General features: G+C 67.6%; 21 protein-coding genes. 11 read left to right on the top strand and 10 right to left on the bottom strand.

The genetic code is table 11. The annotated features are described in order from the left end of the window. Positions 1-63 precede the first annotated feature (63 nt). Positions 64-1,017: an oxygen-dependent tRNA uridine(34) hydroxylase TrhO gene (gene trhO, locus GGR48_RS02030; RefSeq protein ID WP_183950229.1), complete on the bottom strand. Its 954-nt coding sequence runs from the start codon at positions 1,015-1,017 to the stop codon at positions 64-66. A gap of 236 nt (positions 1,018-1,253) precedes the next feature. Between trhO and GGR48_RS02025 the strand changes: the two genes are divergently transcribed. After that, a complete protein-coding gene (locus GGR48_RS02025; RefSeq protein ID WP_183950228.1) occupies positions 1,254-1,466 on the top strand; it encodes a DUF6289 family protein in 213 nt (70 codons plus the stop codon). Between the two features lie 80 nt (positions 1,467-1,546). On the opposite strand, the gene GGR48_RS02020 is transcribed toward GGR48_RS02025, so the two are convergent. Next, a complete protein-coding gene (locus GGR48_RS02020) occupies positions 1,547-2,794 on the bottom strand; it encodes an N-acetylmuramoyl-L-alanine amidase (RefSeq protein WP_183950227.1) in 1,248 nt (415 codons plus the stop codon). A 504-nt stretch (positions 2,795-3,298) separates the two neighbouring features. On the opposite strand from GGR48_RS02020, the gene GGR48_RS02015 reads away from it, so the two are divergent. Next, positions 3,299-5,962 (top strand): Rne/Rng family ribonuclease, encoded by a 2,664-nt coding sequence (locus GGR48_RS02015; protein ID WP_183950602.1) that lies wholly within the window; start codon positions 3,299-3,301, stop codon positions 5,960-5,962. Between the two features lie 401 nt (positions 5,963-6,363). On the opposite strand, the gene GGR48_RS02010 is transcribed toward GGR48_RS02015, so the two are convergent. Next, positions 6,364-6,753, bottom strand: coding sequence for a hypothetical protein (locus GGR48_RS02010; protein WP_183950226.1), 390 nt, complete (start codon positions 6,751-6,753; stop codon positions 6,364-6,366). Between the two features lie 115 nt (positions 6,754-6,868). Here GGR48_RS02010 and GGR48_RS02005 point away from each other — a divergent pair, with 115 nt between their 5' ends. The 4 genes from GGR48_RS02005 to GGR48_RS01990 are packed head-to-tail and all read left to right on the top strand — an operon-like array spanning position 6,869 to position 10,646. Next, a complete protein-coding gene (locus GGR48_RS02005; RefSeq protein WP_183950225.1) occupies positions 6,869-8,218 on the top strand; it encodes a M48 family metalloprotease in 1,350 nt (449 codons plus the stop codon). After that, entirely contained in the window at positions 8,215-8,922 is a 708-nt protein-coding gene (locus GGR48_RS02000) for a DsbA family protein (RefSeq protein ID WP_183950224.1), read from the top strand. Before GGR48_RS02005 ends, GGR48_RS02000 begins: the two co-directional genes overlap by 4 nt. Positions 8,923-8,955: 33 nt before the next feature. Continuing rightward, complete coding sequence (locus tag GGR48_RS01995) at positions 8,956-9,888, top strand: ABC transporter ATP-binding protein (protein ID WP_183950223.1); 933 nt, start codon at positions 8,956-8,958, stop codon at positions 9,886-9,888. Continuing rightward, positions 9,885-10,646 carry an ABC transporter permease gene (locus GGR48_RS01990; protein WP_183950222.1) on the top strand — a complete coding sequence of 254 codons (762 nt, stop codon included), beginning with the start codon at positions 9,885-9,887 and terminating at the stop codon, positions 10,644-10,646. The genes GGR48_RS01995 and GGR48_RS01990 overlap by 4 nt, the downstream gene beginning before the upstream one ends. 124 nt (positions 10,647-10,770) lie before the next feature. Here the strand turns inward: GGR48_RS01990 and GGR48_RS01985 are convergent, their stop codons facing one another. Next, entirely contained in the window at positions 10,771-11,496 is a 726-nt protein-coding gene (locus GGR48_RS01985) for a CPBP family intramembrane glutamic endopeptidase (RefSeq protein ID WP_183950221.1), read from the bottom strand. A 142-nt stretch (positions 11,497-11,638) separates the two neighbouring features. Beyond that, positions 11,639-12,601, bottom strand: coding sequence for a class II fructose-bisphosphatase (gene glpX, locus GGR48_RS01980; protein WP_183950220.1), 963 nt, complete (start codon positions 12,599-12,601; stop codon positions 11,639-11,641). Between the two features lie 151 nt (positions 12,602-12,752). On the opposite strand from glpX, the gene GGR48_RS01975 reads away from it, so the two are divergent. Together GGR48_RS01975 and GGR48_RS01970 are read left to right on the top strand one after the other, a co-directional pair. After that, positions 12,753-13,496, top strand: a complete 744-nt coding sequence (locus GGR48_RS01975) for an ATP-binding cassette domain-containing protein (RefSeq protein WP_183950219.1) — start codon at positions 12,753-12,755, stop codon at positions 13,494-13,496. Then, on the top strand, positions 13,493-15,034 hold the full coding sequence (locus tag GGR48_RS01970; protein ID WP_183950218.1) for a glycine betaine ABC transporter substrate-binding protein: 1,542 nt from the start codon (positions 13,493-13,495) through the stop codon (positions 15,032-15,034). Before GGR48_RS01975 ends, GGR48_RS01970 begins: the two co-directional genes overlap by 4 nt. A gap of 388 nt (positions 15,035-15,422) precedes the next feature. Here the strand turns inward: GGR48_RS01970 and dapD are convergent, their stop codons facing one another. Together dapD and GGR48_RS01960 are read right to left on the bottom strand one after the other, a co-directional pair. Further along, positions 15,423-16,250, bottom strand: coding sequence for a 2,3,4,5-tetrahydropyridine-2,6-dicarboxylate N-succinyltransferase (dapD, locus tag GGR48_RS01965; RefSeq protein WP_183950217.1), 828 nt, complete (start codon positions 16,248-16,250; stop codon positions 15,423-15,425). Positions 16,251-16,252: 2 nt separating this feature from the next. Continuing rightward, complete coding sequence (locus tag GGR48_RS01960) at positions 16,253-16,918, bottom strand: pyrimidine 5'-nucleotidase (protein WP_183950216.1); 666 nt, start codon at positions 16,916-16,918, stop codon at positions 16,253-16,255. A gap of 111 nt (positions 16,919-17,029) precedes the next feature. On the opposite strand from GGR48_RS01960, the gene GGR48_RS01955 reads away from it, so the two are divergent. Next, positions 17,030-19,276: a S8 family peptidase gene (locus tag GGR48_RS01955; RefSeq protein WP_183950215.1), complete on the top strand. Its 2,247-nt coding sequence runs from the start codon at positions 17,030-17,032 to the stop codon at positions 19,274-19,276. A 49-nt stretch (positions 19,277-19,325) separates the two neighbouring features. Continuing rightward, entirely contained in the window at positions 19,326-20,327 is a 1,002-nt protein-coding gene (locus GGR48_RS01950) for an LLM class flavin-dependent oxidoreductase (RefSeq protein ID WP_183950214.1), read from the top strand. A gap of 390 nt (positions 20,328-20,717) precedes the next feature. Here the strand turns inward: GGR48_RS01950 and GGR48_RS01945 are convergent, their stop codons facing one another. From GGR48_RS01945 to GGR48_RS01935, 3 genes are all read right to left on the bottom strand, one after another. Continuing rightward, positions 20,718-22,025, bottom strand: a complete 1,308-nt coding sequence (locus GGR48_RS01945; RefSeq protein WP_183950601.1) for a sensor histidine kinase — start codon at positions 22,023-22,025, stop codon at positions 20,718-20,720. Between the two features lie 70 nt (positions 22,026-22,095). Continuing rightward, positions 22,096-22,785: a response regulator transcription factor gene (locus tag GGR48_RS01940; protein ID WP_183950213.1), complete on the bottom strand. Its 690-nt coding sequence runs from the start codon at positions 22,783-22,785 to the stop codon at positions 22,096-22,098. Positions 22,786-22,831: 46 nt separating this feature from the next. Then, positions 22,832-23,143, bottom strand: coding sequence for a hypothetical protein (locus tag GGR48_RS01935; protein WP_338110538.1), 312 nt, complete (start codon positions 23,141-23,143; stop codon positions 22,832-22,834). A gap of 119 nt (positions 23,144-23,262) precedes the next feature. Here GGR48_RS01935 and GGR48_RS01930 point away from each other — a divergent pair, with 119 nt between their 5' ends. Continuing rightward, a complete protein-coding gene (locus GGR48_RS01930) occupies positions 23,263-25,047 on the top strand; it encodes an ABC-F family ATP-binding cassette domain-containing protein (RefSeq protein ID WP_183950211.1) in 1,785 nt (594 codons plus the stop codon). Positions 25,048-25,062: the final 15 nt, after the last annotated feature.

The raw sequence follows: 25,062 nt of genomic DNA, 5'->3' as shown, positions 1-25,062 counted from the left end.
TTTGCGCCGGCCCGTGTAGCAGGTTCGCCCCGGCTTGCCACCCGCCTTACCGATCGTTGGGCGTTACCCCTTATGCGGTTCGTCGCGCGCATCGTCCGGCGATGCGAAGCGCGCGCCGACATGCGCCTCGCCCCGCGCCGCCGCCAACCGCTCCTGCCGATGCCGCTCGGCATAGGCGGCCAGCCGCTCCGCATCGCGCGTGCCGTGGCAGGCGGGACAGCTCACCCCCTCGACATAGAGCGGCGAGGCGCGATCCTCGGGGCTGACCGGCATGCGGCAGCCATGGCACAGCGCATGGCTGCCCGGCGCCAGCCCATGCCCCACCGCGACGCGCGCGTCGAAAACGAAGCATTCGCCGTTCCAGCGGCTTTCCTCGGCGGGCATCGTCTCCAAATATTTCAGGATGCCGCCATCGAGGTGGAAGACATCCTCCACGCCTTCGGCCTTCAGGAAGGCGGTGGCCTTCTCACAGCGTATGCCGCCGGTGCAGAACATCGCCACCCGGGTCTTGCCCGCGAGCAGCTCGTCGCGGTGGTCACGGAACCAGGCGGGGAAATCGCGAAAGCTCTTCGTCCCCGGATCGACCGCACCGTCGAACGTCCCGATCGCGACCTCATAATCGTTGCGCGTGTCGATCACGACGGTCTTGGGATCGGCGATCAGCGCGTTCCACTCCGCCCCCGCGACATAGGTGCCGACCTCGCGGGTCGGATCGATGCCGTCGACGCCCATCGACACGATCTCGCGCTTCAACCGCACCTTCATCCGGTGGAACGGCATCGCCTCGGCGGTGGAGTCCTTATAATCGAGATCGGCACACCCCGGCAGCGTGCAGATATGATCCAGCACCGCCTCTATGCCGTTCGGTGTACCCGCGATGGTGCCGTTAATGCCTTCGCTCGCCAAGAGCAGCGTGCCGCGAATGCCATTGGCCTCCGCGACCGCCAAAAGGGGTTCGCGCAGCGCGGCGGGGTCGGGGAAGGTGGCGAAACGGTAAAGGGCACAGACGCGGATCATCTGGCGGCTTTAAGCTTTCCGCAACGGCGAAGCCAGACGCCAGACCAATCTCGCCATTTCATCCAAAACGATGCCAATGCGGACAATTGGGACCCAGAACCTCACAATCTAGCAAACTCTAGAAATAATACCCGCCCTCTTTCCGTTGAGCAATTCCTAAAACTACGATAGGCTTCCGAGACCGAGCACAACAATGATTCTCATACATATGTATAGCTCGGCAGGGAGAAGGCGACATGAGGAAGCTGAAGCTTGCCATTCTAGCCACGATTGCGATCAGCGCGACCGCCGCAGCGCAATATGACGACTATCATTACGTCAAACAATATTACAGCGACGGATCGCGTACACGGGTCGTAGGCCAGGAAACTTTCTACTGCAGTGGAGAGATCGAGACATCAGGGACCACATCCCCCTATTATCGATATTTCAACGGCATGTGTCCCTGAAAATGTTTTCGATGCGGCGGACCCTAGTTCGTCGCATCGACTCGCTCGTGAGATGATCACTCAGGCGGCTGTTGATGACGTCACCGCGATGCCATCCGCCGCGCGAAATGCACTTCGACCGCTTGGAGTACCGCCTGCGCGATCCGTTTCTGCCCGTCGCGGCTGTCGAGGAACGCGGCGTCCTGCATGTTGGAGATATAGCCCGTTTCGAACAGGATCGAGGGCATGTCGGGCGCCTTCAGCACCATCAGCGAGGCCATGCGGTGGAAGCTCGGCTTGACCGGGATCAGCGGCTGCGCCTCGCGGCCCAGGAGCCGCGCGAAGCTGGCCGAGGCGTTCATCGTCTCGCGCTGGGTCAGGTCGATCAGGATCGAGGACACGTCGCTGTTGCCGCCCAGATCGACGCCAGCGATCACGTCGGCCTTGTTCTCGCGCGCGGCGAGGCGCGCGGCCTCCTTGTCGGAGGCGACGTCGGACAGGGTATAGGCGGTGGCCCCGCGCGCCTCGCCCGCACCGGCGCTGTCGCAGTGGATCGAGATGAACAGGTCGGCATGCAGCCGCCGCGCGATATTATAGCGCTCGCGGTGGAGGATGTAGCGGTCATCCTCGCGGGTCAGCGCGGCGCGCACGCGACCGCTCGCGACCAGCGTGTCGCGGATCGCCCGGGCGATGGCCAGCGTCACGTCCTTTTCGCGCAGGCCCGTTTGCGGGTTGATCGCGCCGGGATCGACCCCGCCATGCCCGGCATCGATGACGACCAGCGGCCGGTCATCGGCACCGCGGACGCGCGGCAGCGGCAGGGTGCGCGTCGCGGCGGGCACCGGCACCGACAGGGTATAGCTGGGCTTGCGCGTCTGGAAATGGAACGGGAAGAAGTCGAGCGCGCCGGCGAAACTGGCCTGGGTATAGCCGCGCTTGAGCGGCTTGAGCGTCAGCGACAATTGCCGGCCATCGCTGTCGAACCCGCCGTCGAAGATCGTCGCATCCTCGGCCAGGTCGAAACGCAGCCGGGTGACGCCGGGCATGACCACGCTCTGGGTCAGGGTGCGTACCGCCCCCTGGTCGATCGGCGCCGGCCCCTTGCCGCCCGGCGTCGCGCCGACCACGTCGACCGCGATGCGGCGCGGTTCGTTCAGCATGACGCTGCGCGCGCGTTTGACCGGCGAATCGAACCGGATGATCACCTGCGCGCCGCGCACGAACACCTTCTGCACCTTGGCGGCAAAGGCGCTGACGGGGGCGAACACCCCGAGCAGGATGGTGAGCAACATCAACACGGCCCGGCTGTCATGCCGCGCCCAGCGACTGCCGGTCCAGCGAAAAGCCATTACGCAAACCCCTTTTGACGATCCTGGGATCGACAGCACAGGGGCTAGACCCGTGAGCGTCACGAGGGTCTTTCGGCCAATGGTTAACCGGCAATTCGGCATTTTTTCGCCGGCAAAACGGCGATTTGCCGCCTGTTGCGCAAAGCGTGTCGTGATGCTAGCAATCAACGCGGACCCCGGCCTCGATCACCTCTCCCAAACGATCGGGGACGGGGCCATCCTTCCAAGGCCCAGGAACGCGACGCATGATCGCGCGCGGGGCCAACCAGGTTGACGCTCGCATGACGCATATGATCCACCCCGCTGACCGACCGGCCCCTGCCGGCGGGATCGCGGTGTCGTGGGTCCGCACCGGCCCCGTCGCCGGCGCTGCGGCTGCGACGGCCACACACGCCGTTTTGACCAGCGGACCGGCGCCTCGCGCCGCCGCCCACCTTATTTACCGCGCGCGACGGCAGCCTCCAGGCCCGGCGCGCGCGTGGAGACTTCATAATGACCACGCGTATGCTGATCGACGCACGCCACCGGGAAGAAACCCGCGTGGCCGTCGTCAAGGGTAACCGGATCGAGGAATTCGACTTCGAGTCGGCCGAGCGCAAGCAGCTCAAGGGCAATATCTACCTCGCCAAGGTGACCCGGGTCGAGCCGTCGCTGCAGGCGGCGTTCGTCGATTACGGCGGCAACCGTCACGGCTTCCTGGCCTTTTCGGAAATCCATCCCGACTATTACCAGATCCCCAAGGAAGATCGCGAAGCCCTGCTGCGCGAAGAGGCCGAGCATGCCGCCGAAGAGGCCGCGCTGCGCGCCGAGCTCGACGCCGAGGATGATGAGGATCACGACGGCGAGGATCATGACGATCACGCCGACGACCATCACGACGACGAGGATGGCGAGGGTGCGCCGCGACCGAAGAAGTCGACCGTCAATGACGACCAGGTCGAGGCGCTGCGCCAGCGTCGCCAGAATCTGCGCCGCCGCTACAAGATCCAGGACGTCATCCATCGCCGCCAGGTGCTGCTGGTCCAGATCGTCAAGGAAGAGCGCGGCAACAAGGGCGCGGCCCTGACGACATACCTGTCGCTGGCGGGCCGTTACTGCGTGCTGATGCCCAACACGTCGCATGGCGGCGGCATCAGCCGGAAGATTTCGAACGCGGCCGACCGCAAGCGTCTGAAGACCATCATGGCCGACATGGCGCTGCCCTCGACCATGGGCTGCATCGTCCGCACTGCGGGCCTTCAGCGCACCAAGACCGAGATCAAGCGCGACTTCGATTATCTGGCGCGCCTGTGGGACGGCATTCGCGAGAAGACGCTGCATTCGTCGGCACCCGCGCTGATCTATGGCGACAGCGACCTCATCAAGCGCGCGATCCGCGACATCTACAACCGCGAGATCGAGGAAGTCATCGTCGAGGGCGAGGAAGGCTATCGCCAGGCGAAGGACTTCATGCGCCTGTTGATGCCCGCGCACGCCCGCCGGGTGAAGCAATATGCCGACGCCGTGCCCCTGTTCCAGCGCGCGCATGTCGAGGATCAGCTGGCCGCGATGTACAATCCGGTCGTTCAGCTGAAGTCGGGCGGCTATCTGGTCATCAACCCGACCGAAGCGCTCGTCTCGATCGACATCAACTCCGGCCGTTCGACCCGCGAGCATAATATCGAGCAGACCGCGACCGCGACCAACCTGGAAGCCGCGCAGGAAATCGCGCGCCAGCTTCGCCTGCGCGACATGGCGGGCCTCGTCGTCATCGACTTCATCGACATGGACAACAACTCCAATGTCCGGAAGGTCGAGAAGGCGATGAAGGAGGCGCTGAAGAACGATCGCGCCCGCATCCAGGTCGGCCGCATCTCGTCCTTCGGCCTGATGGAAATGAGCCGCCAGCGGCTGCGCACCGGCGTGCTCGAAGCGTCCACCCGCCCCTGCCCGCATTGCGAAGGGACCGGCCTGGTCCGCACCGCCTCGTCCTCTGGCCTGTCGGCGCTGCGCCTGATCGAGGACGAGGCCGCGCGCGGTCGCGGCTCGATCCTGACGCTGCGCGCCAGCCAGGAAGCGGCCGTCTATGTGCTGAACCGCAAGCGCGCCGACATCGCCGAGATCGAGGATCGCTACGGCGTGACGGTCGAGATCATCCCCGACCGCGAGGAAGAGGGGGCGCGCATGACGGTCGAGGCCTCCGGCCCGCCGCCGGCCTATGCGCCGAAGATCGACACACTCCTGCCCGTCGAGGAGGATGAGGACGATCTGATCGACGAGATCGAAGAGGAAGAAGAGGACGAGGTCGAGGAGGAAGCGACCGAAGCCCGCGCACCGCGCGAACCGCGTGACGAGGGCGAAGGCGGTGGCCGCAAGCGCCGTCGCCGCCGTCGCGGCCGCCGCAACCGTGGCGATGTCGAGGGTGGCGAGCAGGCCGAGGGCGAAGCCACGACCGACGACGCCGAGTTCGACGAGAATGACGCGGAAGACGCGGCTGAGGACGTTGCCGAGACCGCCGAAACCGCCGAAACCGTCGAGGGCGAACAGGCCGAGCCGCGCGAAGGCGGCCGCCGCCGTCGTGGGCGTCGCGGTCGCCGTGGTGGTCGCCGCAGCGAGAACGGCACGAACGACGCCGGCGAGTCGGTGAACGAGGCGGCGGCTGACGCCGGCTCCGACGACGACCAGGCCGAGGCGCCGCTGTCGATCGAGGAGCCGATCGAGGCGGGCGACGCCGCACCGGTGACGACCCCGCTCGCGGTGGCCGAGGCCGAAGCCACGGACGCGCCCAAGACCCGCCGCCGCCCGCGCGCCCGCAAGGCCGCGCCGGTGGTGACCGAGGCGACCGAGACTCCGGTCGAGGCCCCCGTGGCCGAAGCGGCGCCGGACGCCCCTGCGGCCGAGGTCGAGGCGGAAGCGCCGGCCAAGCCGAAGCGCGTCCGCAAGAAGGCCGCCCCCAAGGTCGCCGCCGAGCCGGCCGCCGAGGACGCGCCTGTCGAAGCGGAGGCTCCTGCCAAGCCCAAGCGCACCCGCAAGAAGGCCGCCCCCAAGGCGGCGGCCGAGCCGGTCGCCGAGGAAGCACCCGCGCCTGCGGAAACCGTGACCGCCGACGAACCGGTGGAAGCGGACGCAGAAGCCCCGACCAGCGAGACCCCGCGTCGCGGCTGGTGGCAGCGGACCTTCGGCGCCTGATCGCCCGAACGGTGTGAATGAAGACGCCCTCCTTCCCCAGCGGAAGGAGGGCGTTTTTCGTTGGGGGCCTCCCTATGGCGGGAGGCGACGCCAGACCGTGACGACGTCGTATTGAATCAACGCGAGCCCCTCCCCTTCAGGGGAGGGGTTGGGGTGGAGCGCTTCCACGGGCGGGCAGTCTGCGGCGATGCCCCACCCCAACCGCTCCCTTGAAGGAGAGGGGTAAGTTCGCTTCACGCATCCCGCTCTCGGAACGAGCCCACCCCCATCTCAATCCTCCCCTGCAAGGGGAGGTGGCGCGCGCAGCGCGTCGGAGGGGTGCCCGCTGTCGATAGGGCGACACCCCTCCGTCAGGCCTTCGGCCTGCCACCTCCCCTTGCAGGGGAGGAACATGGGGTTCCTCAAACGACCGGCTTGGCCCCCACCATCTTCCGCGAGGTCGCACATAGGGAACGCTGTCCGTCAACCGACGCCACCGGCATCACACCTCCGCCCGCCTCGCGCAGCCCGACCACGCGGTAGCGGTGCGCGATACCGCCCTGCTCCACCCAGGCGAGCCAGAGCGTCCCGACCTTGAAGCCCTGAATGAACCGCATCGTCGGTCCCTTGGCAGGACCGCCAACATCGGTCGCATTGAAGACGCTGCCCACCTCGGAGACATTGCCGCCCGCCGCCGTCGCCAGCGCCGCCCGGACCGTCGGCGGCAGATCGGCGAGGCGGCGGATCGCGCGCTGGTCCGGTCCCAGCCGGCAGACCGGGCCTGGCGGTACAGCGGCATCGACAGCGATCATCATCTTATCCTTTCCGTTCGCCCGGCGTTCAGCCATCGGCTGGCAGAGGCTATCCATCGCGGGGTCCCGTGCAAAGCCGGTTGTGTATGGCCCCCGACCCGTCGATAGAGGAATCATGAAGCGTCTGATCGCCGCCTTCGCCGCCACGGCCGTCCTCTGGGCGCAGCCGGCGGCCGCGCAATCGATCCTGCGCGATGCCGAAACCGAAACCATGTTCGCCGAGATGGCCGCGCCGATCATCAAGGCCGCCGGGCTGTCGCCGCGCACCGTCAAGATCGTCCTGATCAACGACGATTCGATCAATGCCTTCGTCGCGGGCGGGCAGATCGTCTATGTCCATTCGGGGCTGCTCCAGGCGGCGGACAATGTGAACGAGGTACAGGGCGTCGTCGCGCACGAGCTGGGCCATATCGCCGATGGCCATGTCGTGCTGGGCGATGCCGCGATGAAGCCCGCCATGGGCATGTACCTGCTCTCGATGGTGCTGGGGCTGGCCGCGATGGCGGCCGGCGGCGGCGAGGCGGGCGCGGGGATCATGGCGGCGGGCCAGCAGGCGGCGATGGGCAAGGTCCTGTCGTTCAGCCGCGCGCAGGAATCAACCGCCGACGCGGCCGGCGCCAAATATCTGAACACCGCCGGCATCACCGGCAAGGGGATGCTGAGCTTCTTCAAGAAGCTGCAGAACCAGGAATATCGCTACGGCTACACCAATATCGATCCGTTCGCGCAGACCCACCCGTTGTCGAGCGATCGTATCCAGGCGCTGACCGCCGATCTCCAGGCCGCGCCCGCCTGGAACAAGCCGGTCGATGCCAGATTGCAGGAGCGCTTCCTGCGGGTGAAGGCCAAGCTGCTCGGCTATGTCGGCTCGCCCGAGACGACGCTGAACAAATATCCGGCCAGCGATCAGTCGGTCTATGCGCATTATGCCCGCGCCTATGCCTATCACAAGGCGGGTTACCCGGACAAAGCCGATGCCGAGGCCAATGCCCTGATCGCGCGCGATCCGCACGATCCCTATTTCCTCGAAATCCAGGGCCAGATCCTGCTCGAGTCGGGCAAGCCGCAAGAGGCGCTTACCCCTTTGCGTGAAGCGACGATGGTGTCGGGGCAGAATGCGCTGATCGCCACGACCTTCGGCCATGCGCTGATCGCGACCGAGGACAAGCGCCATCTGGCCGAGGCGGTGAAGGTCCTGAAGGTCGCGGTGCAGCGCGACGAGGACAATCCCTTCGCCTGGGTCCAGCTCGGCACCGCCTATGAGCAGCTGGGCGATACGCCGCGCGCCGCGCTCGCCACCGCCGAGCGGGCGAGCATGATGGGCGACAACCGCACCGCCATTCAGAGCGCGCGCTATGCGCTCGCCAACCTACCCCCCAACACGTCCGAATGGATTCGGGCGCAGGATATCGCGATGACCTCTGCCGACGCCGAAGCCGGAACCAAGAAGAAGCGCCGCAAATGAGCGTGAAGGCATTGGCCGCGGTCGCGGTGATTGGCGGCCTGATCGGCGGCGGGGCGGCGATCGGCATCCAGCAGCTCGCCGCCCCGCACGGCGTTCAGGGCGAGGCGGTGCGCGCTTATCTGCTCGATCATCCGGAGGTGATCCCGGAGGCGATGCAACGCCTGCAGGACCGCGAACAGGGCAAGGCGGTGGCGGCGATCGGCGCAGACCTCACCAAGCCGTTCGGCAATGCCTATAGCGGCAATGCGCAGGGCGACGTCACGCTGGTCGAGTTCTATGACTATAATTGCGGCTATTGCCGGGCCAGCCTGCCGCTTTTGAAGCAGCTGACCCAGGCCGATCCGAAGCTGCGCATCGTCTATCGCGAGCTGCCGATCCTGGCCCCGTCGAGCAAGGCGGCGGCGCGCGCCAGCCTGCTCGCCGCCAATCAGGGCAAGTTCCCCGCCTTCCACGACGCGCTCTATGCCGGCGGGCCGGTCAGCGACGCGACGATCGCGGCGGCGGCGAAGACCGCCGGGGTCGACATGACCAAGATGGCGGCGTTCCAGCCGCAAGCGGATGCCGAGATCGCGCGCAATCTGGAGGCCGCCGGGCGGCTGGGCCTGACGGGTACGCCGAGCTGGATCGTCGGCAACCGCATCCTGTCGGGCGCGTTGCCGCTCGAACAATTGCAAAAGGCCATCGCCGACGCCCGAAACGGTTGATAAAGCGGCGGTCTTCACACGGGGGACTGCCGCATGACCGACCCGATCCTGTCCGTCGAGGGCGTGACCAAAACCTATAAGGGCGGGGTCACCGCGCTCCAGCCCGTCGATCTGGAGATCCGGCGGGGCGAGATCTTCGCGCTGCTCGGGCCGAACGGTGCCGGCAAGACGACGCTGATCTCGATCGTGTGCGGCATCGTCACGCCCTCGGCCGGTGCGATCCGCGTCGACGGGCATGACGCGCTGCGCGACTATAAGGGCGCGCGTCGGAAAATCGGGCTGGTGCCGCAGGAATTGTCGGTCGACATGTTCGAGCGCGTCATCGACACGGTCAATTTCAGCCGGGGCCTGTTCGGCCGCGCGCCCAACCCCGCCTATGTCGAACAGGTGCTGCGCGACCTGTCGCTATGGGACAAGCGCCACGCCAAGCTGATGGAGCTGTCCGGCGGCATGAAGCGCCGCGTGCTGATCGCCAAGGCGCTGAGCCACGAACCTGACCTGTTGTTCCTCGACGAGCCCACGGCGGGCGTCGATGTCGAACTGCGCCGCGACATGTGGAAGCTGGTCCACCGCCTGCGCGAGCGCGGCGTCACCATCATCCTGACCACCCATTATATCGAGGAGGCCGAGGAGATGGCCGACCGGGTGGGCGTGATCGCCAAGGGCAAACTGCTCCTGGTCGAGGAAAAGGCCGAGATGATGAAGAAGCTCGGCAAGCGCGAAATGGTGCTGACCCTGGCCGAGCCGATGGCGACGATCCCGGCGGAGCTGGCCGAATGGAATTTGACGCTGGAGGATGAAGGCAAGCGTCTGCGCTACATTTTCGACGCGCGCGCCGAGCGGACCGGCATCCCCTCGCTGCTGCGCAAGCTGGGCGACCTGGATATCGGGTTCAACGATCTGGAAACCTACAAATCCTCGCTGGAGGATATTTTCGTCGATCTGGTCGAGGGGACACGCGCATGAACCTGCATGGCATCTGGTCGATCTATCGCTTCGAAATGGCGCGGTTCCGGCGGACGGTGTGGACCAGCCTGATGGTGCCGGTGATCACAACCACGCTCTATTTCGTGGTGTTCGGCACCGCGATCGGATCGGCGATGAACCAGGTCTCGGGCGTGCCTTACGGCGCGTTCATCGTCCCCGGCCTGATGCTGCTGTCGATATTTTCGGAGAGCATCCTGAACGCTAGTCTGGGCATCTACATGCCCAAATTCACCGGCACCATGTACGAGATATTATCCGCGCCTTTGTCACCGATCGAGACGGTGCTGGGCTATGTCGGGGCTGCGGCGAGCAAGTCGATGGTGATCGGGCTGGTGATTCTGGCCACCGCCTATCTGTTCGTGGACCTCAGCATCCTGCATCCGGTCGCGATGGTCTTCTACCTGCTGCTCGTCGCGGTGACCTTCTCGCTGTTCGGCTTCGCCATCGGCATCTGGGCGCGCGGGTTCGAGCAGTTGCAGGTCATTCCGCTGCTGATCGTCACCCCGCTGACCTTCCTTGGTGGCGCCTTCTACTCGGTAACGATCCTGCCCGAGCCGTGGCGGACGGTGACGCTGTTCAACCCGGTCGTGTATCTGATCAACGGCTTCCGCTGGACCTTCTTCGGCACGTCGGACGTGACGCCCGGCGTCAGCCTGGGGGTGACGGCGCTGTTCCTGCTGGCGTGCCTGGCATGGATCGGCTGGATCTTCCGCACCGGCTGGCGACTGAAGAACTGAGCGTGATTCCTCCCCTGCAAGGGGAGGGGGACCAGCGAAGCTGGTGGAGGGGTGTCCCCGTACCGAGAGCGCGACACCCCTCCGTCAGGCTACGCCTGCCACCTCCCCTTACAGGGGAGGATAGTTACTTCCGCCACACCCCGCCCAGCACCGGCGTCACCACCAATCCGTTCAGGTCCACCAGCACATGGACCAGCATCACCACCCACAGGCTGCCGGTCATCAGATACAGCCCGGTCATCACCGCCCCCAATGCGGTGGTGGCGATCACCCCGACCCAGCCCTGATAACGGTGCATCGCCCCGAACAGGATCAGCGAGGCGATAAAGCCGATCCCCGCCTGCCCCGTCGCCATCGCGACCAACAGCGGCAGATAGAGGCGGAAGAACGCCTCCTCGGTCACCCCCGCCATGATACTGAGCGCGGCGGCATATTTCACTTCGCGCCGATCACGCGGCAGCAGCGCGGAGATATTGCCCAGCGGCTTGCGCTTGCGGACGCGTGCCAGCACCGCCCCCACGGCCAGCCCGCCGATCGCCCCGCCGATCAGCATCCCCTGCATCGCCTCGCCGCTGTCGAAGATCGGCGGCATGAGGCCGGCGATGGCGGCGAACTCGCCCGGCATCATGACCAGCGCATCGGTCCGGCCGAGCAGCACCAGCCCGACCAGCACCGGTAACAGGAACGCCAGTGCCGAGCGGACCAGCCACAGCCGAAAGCGCATCCGCCGCGAATGGCCGTCGTTCAGCGCGCTGAACCGCCGATACTCGCCCAGGTCGCCCTTCTGAAACCACCAGGCACCGCCGAGCGCGGCGAGGAGTAGAAGGGTGGCGGTTAGCGCGGGAGGCATGGGTATCGATCCCCCCTCCCCATCAGGGGAGGGGTCGGGGATGGGGCGCTTCCGCATACCCGGCGCTGGTGGAAAGGCCCCACCGCAACCCCTCCCCTGAAGGGGAGGGGCTTGATCCAGACGATGCCCTCATCCCCGCAGATCAAAGCCGATGCTGCCCCTTCACCCAGCGCACGGTGCCCGACGAGGCACGCATCACCACGCTCTCGGTCGTCATCACCTTGGCATGCCGCTTCACCCCCGCCAGCAGCGAGCCGTCGGTGACCCCGGTGGCGGCGAAGATGCAGTCGCCCTGCGCCAGCTCGGTCAGGTCGTACTGCTTGTCGAGGTCGGTTACGCCCCACTTATGCGCCCGCGCGCGCTCGGCGTCGTTGCGGAACAGCAGCCGCCCCTTGAACTGCCCACCGACGCAGCGCAGCGCGGCGCAGGCCAGCACACCCTCGGGCGCACCGCCCGAACCCATATAGCAGTCGATCGTCGTCTCCGGATCGGTCGTCGCGATCACCCCCGCCACGTCGCCGTCGCCGATCAGCACCACGCCGCAACCCAGCGAACGCAGCTCGGCGATCAGCCCCTCGTGACGCGGCCGGTCGAGCACGCACACCACGATGTCGGAGGGCTTGACCCCCTTGGCCTCGGCGATGGCGCGGATATTGTCGCTGGGGCTGCGATCCAGGTCGATGACACCCGCCGGATAGCCCGGGCCGACCGCGATCTTGTCCATATAGACATCGGGCGCGTTGAGCAGATGGCCCTTCTCGGCGATCGCCAGCACCGCCAGGCTGTTCGGCCCCGCCTTGGCGCAGATGGTCGTACCCTCCAGCGGGTCGAGCGCGATGTCGATCTCGGGGCCGTTGCCGGTGCCGACCTTCTCGCCGATGAACAGCATCGGGGCCTCGTCGCGCTCGCCCTCGCCGATGACGACGGTGCCGTCCATCTCCAGTTCGTTGAGCGCGGCGCGCATCGCCTCGACCGCTGCCGCGTCCGCCGCCTTCTCGTCGCCGCGCCCGACCAGCGTGGACGCCGCGATCGCCGCCGCCTCGGTCACGCGAACCATTTCGAGGACGAGGACGCGGTCGAGAACCTGGCTGGCGGTCTGGGTCATCTTACTCTCCTGACGGCTTGCACGACCGTCTTGTTGAACATGTTTTACACGCCTTATCGTCTGGCGTAGACAAGGCATAGCCCCGAAACATGACGGAATGAGACGGAATGCGGCCATTCGGCGTTGTGGGGCCGTGAATCCCACGCCCCCCATGATCGCGCTCGATCGCGTCAGCCGCCGTTACGGCGCGCTGGCGGCGGTCGATGATGTCTCGCTGACCATCGCGCGTGGCAGTTTCGTCGCGCTGGTCGGTGCGTCGGGATCGGGCAAGTCGACGCTGCTACGCATGATCAACCGGCTGGAAGACCCCGATTCGGGATCGGTGACGATCGATGGTCGCGATGTCGCCGACCAGCCCCCGCACGTCTTGCGCAGGGGGATCGGCTATGTGTTTCAACAACATGGCCTGTTTCCGCATATGACGGTCGCCGCCAATATCGCGATCGGCCTGACCCTGACCGGCCAGCCGGTCGGCGACCGCGTTGGCGAGATGCTCGATCTGGTCGAGCTGGACCGCGACGTGGCGACGCGGATGCCCGAGGCGTTGTCGGGCGGACAGCGCCAGCGGGTCGCCATCGCGCGTGCGCTGGCGACCGCGCCGCCGATCCTGTTGCTCGACGAGGCGCTGGGCGCGCTTGATCCCGTCACCCGCGATGCGGTGGCGGGGCGGCTGGTCGATCTGCACGAACGGCTGGGGCTGACCACGCTGCTCGTCACCCATGACATGGCCGAGGCTTTGCTGACCGCGTCGCGCGTGCTGGTGATGGATCGGGGGCGGATCGTCGCCGACGCGACGCCCGCGCAACTGGTGGCGGGCGAAGGCGGCCCGGTCGCGCAAAGCCTGATGGCGGTCCCCCGGCATCAGGCCGAACGGCTGGCGGCGCTGGCCCGATGAGCGCCTTTCTCGACGCGCTGGGCCGTGTGCCGCCGCTGCTCGCGCAGCATGTACTGGTCAGCATGGCGGCATTGCTGCTGGGCATCGCGATCGCGGTGCCGCTGGCCTTCGCCTGTGCCCGGCGGCCGGGGCTGGCGCGGGTCGCGCTGGGGCTGGCCAGCCTGGTGCAGACCATTCCGGCGCTGGCGTTGCTCGCGCTCTTCTATCCGCTGCTGCTGACCCTGTCGGGACTGGTCGGGGGCGGGATACCCGCGCTGGGCTTCCTGCCCTCGCTGCTGGCGCTGACGCTCTATGCGCTGCTGCCGATCCTGCGCAACGGTGTGACCGGGCTGACCGGGCTCGACCAGTCCGTGTTGCAGGCGGCCGATGCGGTGGGGATGACGCGCGCGCAGAAGCTGCGGCTGGTCGAGGCGCCGCTCGTCGCGCCGGTGCTGGCGGCGGGTATCCGGACGGCGGCGGTATGGACGATCGGCGCGGCGACGCTGGCGACGACGGTGGGGCAGCCTTCGCTGGGCGATCTGATCTTCGCCGGACTTCAGACCCAGGCCTGGGCGCTGGTGCTGGCGGGGTGCTTCGCCGCCGCCGCGCTGGCGCTGACGGTCGATGCGCTGATCGGACTGGTCGAGCGCGGACTGGCGACACGGCGGCGGCGCCTGTGGATCGGCGGGCTGGCCGCGCTCGCGCTCGGTTGCGGATTGGCGACCCAGCCGCTCTGGCCGCAACGAGGCGACCAGCCGCGCGAGGTAGTGATCGGCGCCAAGAATTTCTCCGAACAATATATCCTCGCGCGGATGATCGGCGACCGGCTGACCCGCGCCGGCTACCGCGTCAGCTATCGCGACGGCCTGGGCTCGGCGGTGGCGTTCGAGGCGACGGCGGCGGGGCGGGTCGATGTCTATATCGACTATGCCGGCACGCTGTGGACCACCGCGATGCACCGGCACGATTCGCCGCCGCGCGCCGCGATGCTGGGGGCGCTCAAGGATTGGGCGGCGACCCGCGACGTTGTGATGCTGGGACCGCTGGGGTTCGAGAATGCCTATGCCTTTGCGATGAAGGGGGATGCGGCGCGGCGGCTGGGCGTGCGATCGCTCGCCGACCTGTCGCGCGTCGCGTCGCGCCTGACACTGGGCAGCGATCTGGAGTTTCTCGACCGGCCCGAATGGGCGGCGGTGCGCGATGCTTATGGTTTACGATTCGCCAACATGACGCCGTACAGCCCGACCTTCATGTACCGCGCGCTGGGTAGCGGGCGCGCGGATGTGATCTCGGCCTTTTCCTCGGACGGGCGGATCGCGGCGGATCGGCTGACCGTGCTGAGCGATCCTAGCCATGCGATCCCTGGCTATGACGCGGTGCTGCTGGTGGCGAAGGACCGGGCGGGGGATGCCAAGTTCGTTGGGGCGCTGCGGCCGATGCTGAACCGGATTCCGGTCGAGGCGATGCGCGAGGCGAACTACCGGGTCGACCGCGACGATGCGGCGAAGGAAAGTCCTGAGGCGGCGGCGCGGTGGCTGGCAAAGCGGGTGGGATTGTAAGGGTTCACGCGAAGGCGCGAGGGCGCGAAGTTCAAAAGATTTTTGTTCGCGCGGAGGCGCGGAGAACGCGGAGGGGGATCGCCCCTGGCGGGCGTCGCGCTTTCATTACGGGCCGGGGTTGCAGGATGAAGACTGCCGCCGGGCACGACACCTCTGCGCGAAACTTATTCTTTGCGGCTTCCCGTGAATTTTAAAGCCCCTCCCGCAAGCGGGAGGGGTTTGGGGAGGGCACGGAGTCTCACCGAGACGATCGTCTGTGGCTTTCTCTCCCCCATCCCAGTTTCAGGTAAACGATGCCCCGCATCGTTTAGGTCATGCCGGGGGGCATGACCGACCTGAAACTCGCTTGCGGGAGGGGCGTGCCAAGTGTCAGGCGTTCAGCGCAGGATCAATCGCGCAGCAGGTCGTTGATGCTGGTCTTCGACCGCGTCTGCGCATCGACGCGCTTGACGATCACCGCGCAGTACAGGCCCGGCTTGCCGTCGACCGACGGAGTCGAGCCCGGCACCACCACCGAGTAAGGCGGCACATGGCCCCGGAAGACCTCGCCCGTCTCGCGGTCGATGATCTTGGTCGAGGCGCCGAGATACACGCCCATCGACAGCACCGCGCCTTCACCGACGCGGACGCCCTCGGCCACTTCGGCGCGCGCACCGATGAACGCGCCGTCCTCGATGATGACCGGCCCCGCCTGCAGCGGCTCGAGCACGCCTCCGATGCCCGCACCACCCGACAGATGAACGTTCTTGCCGATCTGCGCGCAGCTGCCCACGGTCGCCCAGGTGTCGACCATCGTGCCCTCGCCGACATAGGCGCCGATGTTCACGAAGCTGGGCATCAGGATCGCGCCCTTGGCGACATGCGCGCCGCGCCGCACGACCGAGCCCGGCACCGCACGGAACCCGGCGGCGCGGAAGTCGGCCTCCGACCAGCCGCTGAACTTCGACGGCACCTTGTCGAACCAGTGGCCCGCACCCGGACCATTGTCGATCAGGACATTGTCGTTCAGGCGGAACGACAGGAGCACCGCCTTTTTCAGCCACTGGTTGACGGTCCAGCCGCCATTCCCGTCCGGCTCGGCCACGCGCGCCTCGCCCCGGTCGAGCAGCGCCAGTGCACGGTCGACGGCGATGCGCGCCTCGCCCTGGGTCGCGAAATCCAGCTCGGCCCGGTTTTCCCAGGCGGCGTCGATGGTGGCGGCCAGATCTTGGGCCATGGTCAATCCTCCAATATGCTCGTCAGCCACGGCGTCAGCGCGTGGACGGTATAGTCGATATGATCGCGCGCGGCATCGCCGGGCACCTGTTCGGAACCGTTGTCGACCCAGACGGTGGTCATCCCGATCGCCTTCGCCGGCACCAGATTGCGCGCCATATCCTCGAAGAAGATCGCGCGCGTCGGGTCGATGTCGAACGCGGCGCACAGCCCGGCATAGGCCGAGGGCTGCGGCTTGGGGACCAGCCCCATCGCGGTGATGTCGTGCACCGCCTCGAAATGGCTGCCCAGCCCCAGCCGGTCGAGGACCTTGAGCGCATAGGGCTTGTCGCCATTGGTGAAGACCAGCTTGCGCCCCGGCAGCTTGGCGATGGCGGCGGCCAGCGGCGCGTCCTCCTCCAGCACGTCCATCTCAATGTCGTGGACATAGGCGAGGAAGGCGGCGGGATCGACGTCATGCTCGGCCATCAGGCCGGCCAGCGTCGTGCCGTGTGCGTGGAAATACTCCTTCTGGATTCGGAACGCCTGTTCGCGGTCCACACCCAGCAGATCGCCGACGAATTCGGTCATGCGCCGGTCGATATTGGCGAAAAGATTGGCACTCGCCGGATACAGCGTATTGTCCAGATCGAAGATCCATGCGTCGATATGGAACAGGGCGGGCAGCATGGGGGCAGCGTGTAGGCGCGAGACCGCTTTGCCGCAACCCGCAGGCGGCCTAAGATCGGGGCGAACGGGATCATGACGGGCGAGAGGGGAACAGGGGTGAGGATCGTGGCGATGCGGGCCGCCGCACGGATCGGCACGGTGCTGGGCGGCGGGGCGATGCTCGCCGCGTGCGGCGGCGGCGGTGGAGGCGTGCAGTCCATCCCCACGCCGCCCGCCGCCGCCACCCAGACGCCGACGCCCACCCCCGCCCCGACGCCGGCACCGACCCCCGCCCCCAATTACGACACCGCCGGCTACCGTGCGACGGCGGGCGCGGTGGCGATGAACGCGCTGGCCGCCTATCAGAAGGGCGCGACCGGCAAGGATGTCCCCGTGGGCATCCTCGATTCCGGCATCGATACGCAGAGCCCGCTGTTCGCCGGACGCATTTCGGCCAGCTCCACCGATGTCGCCGGTACGCGCGGCATCGGGGACGAGAGCGGGCATGGCACCGCCGTCGCCTTCACCGCCGCCGGGGGACGCGACGGGAAGCGGGCGCAGGGTGTCGCCTTCGATGCGACGCTGGTCGTGCTGCGCGCCGATCGGCCGGGCAGTTGCGGCGCGGATGGCGGCTGCGCCTATCCGCTCGACACCGTCGCCAAGGGGCTGGACGCGGCCCGCACCGCGCAGGCGCGCGTGATCAACATCTCGCTGGCCTCCAACGAAACGCCGCCCGCTGCGGTGAAGGCCGCGATCGGGCGCGCCACCGCCGCGGGCATGATCGTCGTCATCGCGGCGGGCAATGACGGCGAGTCGGACCCCAGCATCCTGGCCCAGATCGCCAACGACGCCAGTATCGGGCGCGGGCAGGTGATCATCGCCGGATCGGTCACGCAGGGCGGCACCATATCGGCCTTCAGCAACCGTGCCGGCCTGTCCGCCGCGCATTTCCTGACCGCGCTGGGCGAACAGATCGAGGCGCCGGATGCCAGCGGGGTGCGCAAGCTCTGGTCGGGCACCTCGCTCGCCGCGCCGCAGATCACCGGGGCGGCGGCCTTGTTGATTCAGGCCTTTCCCAATTTGTCGGGCGCGCAGGTCGTCGACCTGCTGCTGCGCACCGCGCGCGATGCGGGAACGGCGGGGACCGACTCGGTCTATGGTCGGGGGACGCTGGACCTGACCGCCGCCTTCCAGCCGGTCGGGGGCATGGGCGTGGCGGGAACAGGTGCGTCGCTGTCGATGACCACCAATGCCCGGCTGTCCGCCGCGATGGGCGATGCGGCGGCGCGCGACCTGCGGCTCGTGGCGCTCGACGGCTATGCCCGCGCCTATGCGGTCGATCTATCGTCCACCGTTGCGCGCACCGGGCCCCGCCCGATCCTCGGCACCGCGCTGCTCGGCCAGATCGACACGCGGCTGGTATCGGACGGCACGCGCACGGTCGCGCTGACCAGCAGCATCGTCCAGCCCGGCGAGGCGCGATTACGCGCGATCGTGCCGAGCGACGCGACGCCGCAAATCCGCCGCATCGCCGCCGGCACGATGACCCAGTCGGTCAGCCCGCGCACGACGATCGGCTTCGGCTTTGCCAGCGGCGGCGAGGCGCTGGTCGCCGGCTGGACGGGCCAGGCCGGCCCCGCCTTCCTGACCAGCGACCCCGGCTTCGGCTTCGACCGCGCGCCGCAGGCCTCGGCGGCGCTGCGCCATGCGCTGGGCGGTGTCGGGGTGAGCGTGGCGATGGAGAGCGGCCGCTTCCCCGCCGCCGCCGCGCCCGGCATGACCGCACCCGGTTACGATCAGGTGGCGGTGACCATCGACCGCCACATCGGCCCGGTCGCGACCAGCCTGACCGCGTCGCACCTCGACGAACGGTCGACCGTGCTCGGCGGCTGGTTCGGCTCGGCATTGGGTCAGCCACGCGGCACGAGCTGGTTTGCAGAGGCGGCCGCGCGCTGGCAGGGCGATGGCGGCTGGTCGCTGGGCGGGCGCTGGCGGCACGGCTGGACGCGCGCCGATGGCGGCATGGGCCGCGGGTCGCTCGCCAGCCAGAGCTGGTCGGTCGAGGCGGGCAAGGCCGGGCTGTTCGGCGGCGACCGGTTCGACCTGCGCCTCGCCCAGCCGATACGGGTGATGGCCGGCGGCCTCGACCTGAACCTGCCGGTGCATTGGGACTATGCCGGTGGCCGGGTCGATGGCTGGGACGCGCGCCGGCTGTCGCTATCGCCGACCGGGCGCGAGTTGCTGGTCGAGGCGCGGCATGCCGTCACCCTGGGGGCGGGCGAGCTGTCGACGCATGTCTTCTGGCGGCGCGATCCCGGCAATATCGCGGCGCTACCGCCCGAGCGAGGCATGGCGATGAAGTACGGCTTGTCCTTCTGATACGCGGTCTTGGCTGGCGATGATGCGCGTGCCTCCCCATCTTGTTGGCATGACACGTTATTCCCTGCTCGATCTGGTCCCCGTCATCCAGGGCGGCACCGTCGCCCAGGCGCTGGCCAACGCCGCCGATCTCGCCGCCCATGCCGAGGCGCATGGCTATCACCGCTATTGGACGGCCGAGCATCACGGCATGGAGGGCATCGCGTCAGCCGCGACCGCCGTGGTGCTGGCGCATGTCGGCGCGGCGACGAAGACGATCCGTATCGGCGCGGGCGGCATCATGCTGCCCAACCATGCGCCGCTGACCATCGCCGAGCAGTTCGGCACGCTCGACGCGCTGTTCCCCGGCCGGATCGACCTGGGGCTGGGCCGTGCGCCGGGATCGGACCAGCGGGTGGCGCGCGCGCTGCGCCGGACGCTCGACAGCGATCCCAACGCCTTCCCGCGCGACGTGATGGAGTTGCAAAGCTATTTCGCCGATGACGGCCAGACCGGCATCGTCGCCACGCCAGGCGCGGGTGCGCGCCCGCACATGTGGGTGCTGGGGTCGAGCCTGTACGGCGCGCAGCTCGCCGCCGCGCTGGGTCTGCCCTATGCCTTCGCCTCGCACTTTGCGCCGGATGCCTTGGACGATGCGCTGGCCATCTATCGCCGCGATTTCCGGCCCTCGGCGACGCTCGACAAGCCCTATGCGATGGCGGGCTTCAACGTCTTCGCCGCCGATAGCGATGCGGAAGCGGAATTGCTGGCGAGTTCACAGCAACAGGCCTTCGTCGCGCTGCGCACCGGCCGGCCAGGCAAACTGCCCCCGCCCGTCCCCGGCTATCGCGACAGCTTGGGCGCACAGGGGTCGGCGATCCTCGACCATGTCCTGTCCTGCTCGGCCATCGGCGCGCCCGCGACCGTGGAACGCCAGCTGGCCGCCTTCGTCGAGCGGACCAAAGTGGACGAGGTGATGATCGTCAGTTCGATCTTCGACCATGCCGCGCGCAAGCGCTCGGTCGCGATCGCGGCGCAGGCGATGGATGCGTTGGAGACGGTGGCGGCCTGAGCTAGATCCTGATGACGCTGCCTTGAATCGAAATGAGCCCCTCCCCTTCAGGGGAGGGGTTGGGGTGGGGCCTATCCACGAACGTCGGGCTTGCGGACCCGCCCCACCCCCGGCCCCTCCCCTGAAGGGGAGGGGTGGGTCGAGCTCATGTCATCCTGCTCTAGGAATTTCACGCGAAGCCGCGATGGCGCGAAGAGAGAAGAATAGGATGGTTCGCACGGAGGCGCGGAGAACGCAGAGGGGGCGTGTCGAATGGCACCCTCAATACTTCCTAACGAGCCGTTGAGGATAAGGGGAGGCGGTGCCTTCGGGTACGGCACCTCCGCGTCCTCCGCGCCTCCGCGCGAACAAAATTCTTCTTTGCGTCCTCGCGGCTTCGCGTGAACCAGATTACCCCACCGCTGCGGGAAGCCTGAGCCGCACGAGCAGCCCGCCCAGATCCTCGCTCTCCTCGAGGCTGACCGTCCCGCCGTAAATCTCCGCCACGTCGCGCACGATGGCGAGGCCCAGGCCCGTGCCCGGCTTGCCCGTATCCAGCCGTACGCCACGATCGAAGATACGGACGCGTTCGTTCTCCGGGATGCCGGTGCCGTCATCCTCGACCAGGATTTCGACGAACCCGGCCTGCGCGCCGACCGTCACGAAGACGCTGCCGCCACCATATTTGGCCGCGTTCTCGACGAGGTTGCCCAGCATCTCGTCCAGATCCTGCCGCTCGACATGGACGACGAGGTCCTTCGGGCCGTCCACATCGATGCGGACATGGCGATAGAGCCGGCCGACCGCGCGCTCGACCGATTCCAGGCTGGGCCAGACCTCGGCGCGGCTGTGCGCCGAGCCACGCCGGCCGACCGCGCGGGCGCGGGCGAGATGGTGGTCGACCTGACGGCGCATCGTGCGCGCCTCGCGAATGACGGTGTCGGCCAGATCGTCGGCGCGCGCGGTCGCGGCGTTCATGATGACGGTCAACGGGGTCTTGAGCGCATGCGCGAGGTTGCCGGCATGGCGTCGCGCCTCCTCGGCCTGCTTCTCGTTATGCTCGATGAGGGCGTTCAGCTCCTCGACCATCGGCGCGACCTCGTTGGGCATGGCGTCCGACACGCGGTTCGCCTTGCCCGCGCGCATCGCTGCGATCTCCTCGCGCACCCGGCGCAGCGGATAGAGGCCGTAGAAGGTCTGCATTGCCGCCATCAGCAACAGCCCGACGCCGAGCAGCGCGAAGCTGCGCACCAGCGTCCGACGGAGCGCACTGATCTGGGCGTCCAGCCCTTGCCGACTCTGCGCCACCTGAAAGCGCCAGCGCACGTCCGAGCCGGGCAGCTTCACATCGCGTTCGACGATGCGCAGCTTTTCGTCGGGAAACTGGTTGCTGTTATAGGTGTGGACGGCATCGTCATTATGCCGCGTGCCGTAAGCGAGCTGGCGATCCCATAGCGAACGCGAGGGAAAGGCTTCGCGTCCCGGCGCGGACACCTGCCAATAGACGCCCGATCCCGGCTCCAGAAACGCCTGATCGGCCGGCTCGCGGCTGAACCACACCTCGCCCTGCTGAATTTCCGCCGAGACGAGCAGCGAGCGCAGGACATAGGACAGGCGGTCGTCGAAATTCTGCGTGACGGCGGACACCAGCACCCGGTCCAGCGCGAAGCCGCCGCCCGCTAGCAGGACCATGATCCACCCGGCGGCGATCAGGATCATGCGGCGCGACAGCGACCCCGTCCGCAGGGTCGGGCGCGAGATGAGGCCGTCCTTCACGGGAAGATCCGGATCAGGCCGCCGAGCCCGCCGCCCCGCCCGCCGACGGATCGTCCAGGCTGTAGCCCAGACCGCGAATGGTGGTGATCACATCCTGGCCCAGCTTCTTGCGGATGCGCGTCACGAACACCTCGATCGTGTTCGAATCGCGGTCGAAATCCTGGTCGTAGATATGCTCGATCAGCTCGGTACGGCTGACGACCTTGCCCTTGTGGTGGAGCAGATAGCTGAGCAGCTTATATTCCTGCGCGGTCAGCTTCACCGGCTCGCCGGCGCGCGTGACCTTGCCCGACCGGGTGTCGAGGCGAACGTCGCCGGCGGTCAGCTCGGATGAGGCGTTGCCGCTGGCACGCCGGATCAGCGCGCGCAGCCGGGCGATCAGTTCCTCGGTCTGGAAGGGCTTGGCGACATAGTCGTCGGCGCCCGCATCCAGCCCCGCCACCTTGTCCGACCAGCTGTCGCGCGCGGTCAGGACCAGCACCGGGGTCGTCTTGCCTTCCTTGCGCCAGCGGTCGAGCACCGTCAGCCCGTCGATCTCGGGCAGGCCGAGGTCGAGGACGATCGCATCGTAATTCTCGGTCGAGCCGAGGAAATGCCCCTCCTCGCCATCGGTCGCGAGGTCGATGGCATAGCCAGCGCCCTCCAGCGTGGACTTCAGCTGCTGGCCCAGATTCGGCTCGTCCTCGACGATCAGAACGCGCATCGCAAAACTCCCTGTATTGTCATGGGGCTGCCGGCCAGCCGGTGCATCAGCCGTCGGTCCGACCGATGACCTTGCCGGTGCGGCCGTCCACCTCCACCCAGATGACGGTGCCATTGCGCAGGAACTTCAGCGTGTAAATGGCCGCGCCCGCATCATAGTCGAAGCCGATATATTGCGAGTCGCGCATCGTCGGCACGACCCGCGCCTCGATCTCGCGCAGCGACAGATTGCCTTCCTTGCGCGCCTGCGCCGCACGCATCTGGTCGCCGCGACGTTGATCGGCGCCCATGCCCAGCATGGCACCGGTCATCGGCGGCGGACCCATCGGTGCGGCGAGCAGAGCCAGAAAGACGGTCATCGACATGGGTGTGGCATAGAGGGCAACCGTTGAACAACCTCTGAATGGATCGTGCAGCCGCGCGACAGCGCGCGAGGCGCTTGCCGGGTTCCCTCCCCGCGCCTAACTGCAATGCCATCATGGCAGCACCCGTTCTTTCCTATGAAGACCTGGGCCTTGTGCAAGGCTCGGGCTGGCTCTTCCGGCATCTCGACATCCATATCGGTCCGCGCGACCGGCTGGCGCTGATCGGGCGCAACGGCGCGGGCAAGTCGACCCTGTTGAAACTGATCGCCGGGATCATCGATTCGGACGAGGGGCGGCGCATGATCGTGCCGGGCACGCATGTCGTGTATCTCGAACAGGACCCCGACCTGACCGGTTGCGCCACGCTGATGGACTATGTCCTGTCGGGCGAGGGCGCGCCCGAGAGTTACGAGGCGGAGGCGATCGCCGGACAGCTGGGCATCGACCTGACCCGCGATGCCTCGACCGCCAGCGGCGGCGAGAAGCGGCGCGCGGCGATCGTGCGTGCGCTGGCGATGAACCCCGATGTGCTGCTGCTCGACGAGCCGACCAACCATCTCGATCTCGCCGCGATCGAATGGCTGGAGGACTGGCTGAAGCGCTTCACCGGCGCGTTCGTGGTCATCAGCCACGACCGGACCTTCCTGACCCGGCTGACCAAGTCGACGCTGTGGCTGGATCGCGGGCAGATGCGGCGCAACGAGGTCGGCTTCGGCGGCTTCGATGCCTGGACCGAACAGGTCTATGCAGAGGAACAGCGCGCCGCCGAGAAGCTGGACGCCAAACTCAAGATCGAGGAGCATTGGCTCCATCGCGGCGTGACCGCACGGCGCAAGCGCAACCAGGGCCGGCTGGAGAAGCTGGTCCAGATGCGCGCCACCCGCGCCGCGATGATCGGGCCGCAGGGCGCCGCCAAGCTCGGCATCGCCTCGGACGATGTGAAGACCAAGGAGGTCATCAAGGCCGAGCATGTCACCAAGCGCTATGGCGACCGCACGATCATCAAGGACCTGAGCCTGAAGGTCACGCGCGGTGACCGCATCGGCCTGGTCGGCGCGAACGGCGCCGGCAAGACGACGCTCCTGAAGCTGCTGACCGGCGAGATCGAGCCGGACGAAGGTACGGTCTTCCTCGCCAAGACGCTCGACGGCGTGATCATCGACCAGCAGCGCAAGCTGATGGCGCCCGAGAAGCGCGTGCGCGAGGTGCTGGCGGACGGCGGCGACTGGATCGACGTGCGGGGAGTGCGCAAGCACATCCATGGCTATCTGAAGGAGTTCCTGTTCGACCCCTCGCTGGCCGAGGCGAAGATCGGCACGCTGTCGGGCGGCGAGCGCTCGCGCCTGTTGCTGGCGCGTGAGTTCGCGCGCGAATCCAATCTGCTGGTCCTCGACGAGCCGACCAACGATCTCGATCTGGAGACGCTCGATCTGCTCCAGGAGGTGATCGGCGATTATGACGGGACCGTCCTGATCGTCAGCCACGACCGCGACTTCCTCAACCGCACGGTCACGGTGACTTTGGGCCTCGATGGCTCGGGCACGGTCGATGTCGTGGCGGGCGGCTATGCCGACTGGGTCGCCAAGCGCAAACAGGCCCCCGAGGCGAAGAAGGCCGCGCCCAAGGCCGCCCCCTCCCCCGCCGCGCCGGTCCAGGCGAAGACCAAGCTGAGCTACAAGGACCAGCGCGATTACGAGCTGCTGCCCAAGCGGATCGAGGAGCTGGAAGCGGGTATCGCGCGCGACGAGGCCAGGCTGGCCGATCCCGATCTCTACGCCAAGGACCCCGCGCAGTTCGACCGGCTGATGAAGGCGATCGAAAAGGCGCGCGACGAAAAGGACGAGGCCGAGATGCGCTGGCTGGACCTCGCCGAACAAGTCGAGGCGCTGGCGGGCTGAGCCACGCCGCGCCGC

The organism is Sphingomonas pseudosanguinis (assembly GCF_014196255.1).
In the GTDB taxonomy this organism is placed as follows: Bacteria; Pseudomonadota; Alphaproteobacteria; order Sphingomonadales; family Sphingomonadaceae; genus Sphingomonas; species Sphingomonas pseudosanguinis.
Note: the sequence above shows the minus strand (reverse complement) of the source record. Positions and strands in the feature narration are given on the sequence as shown.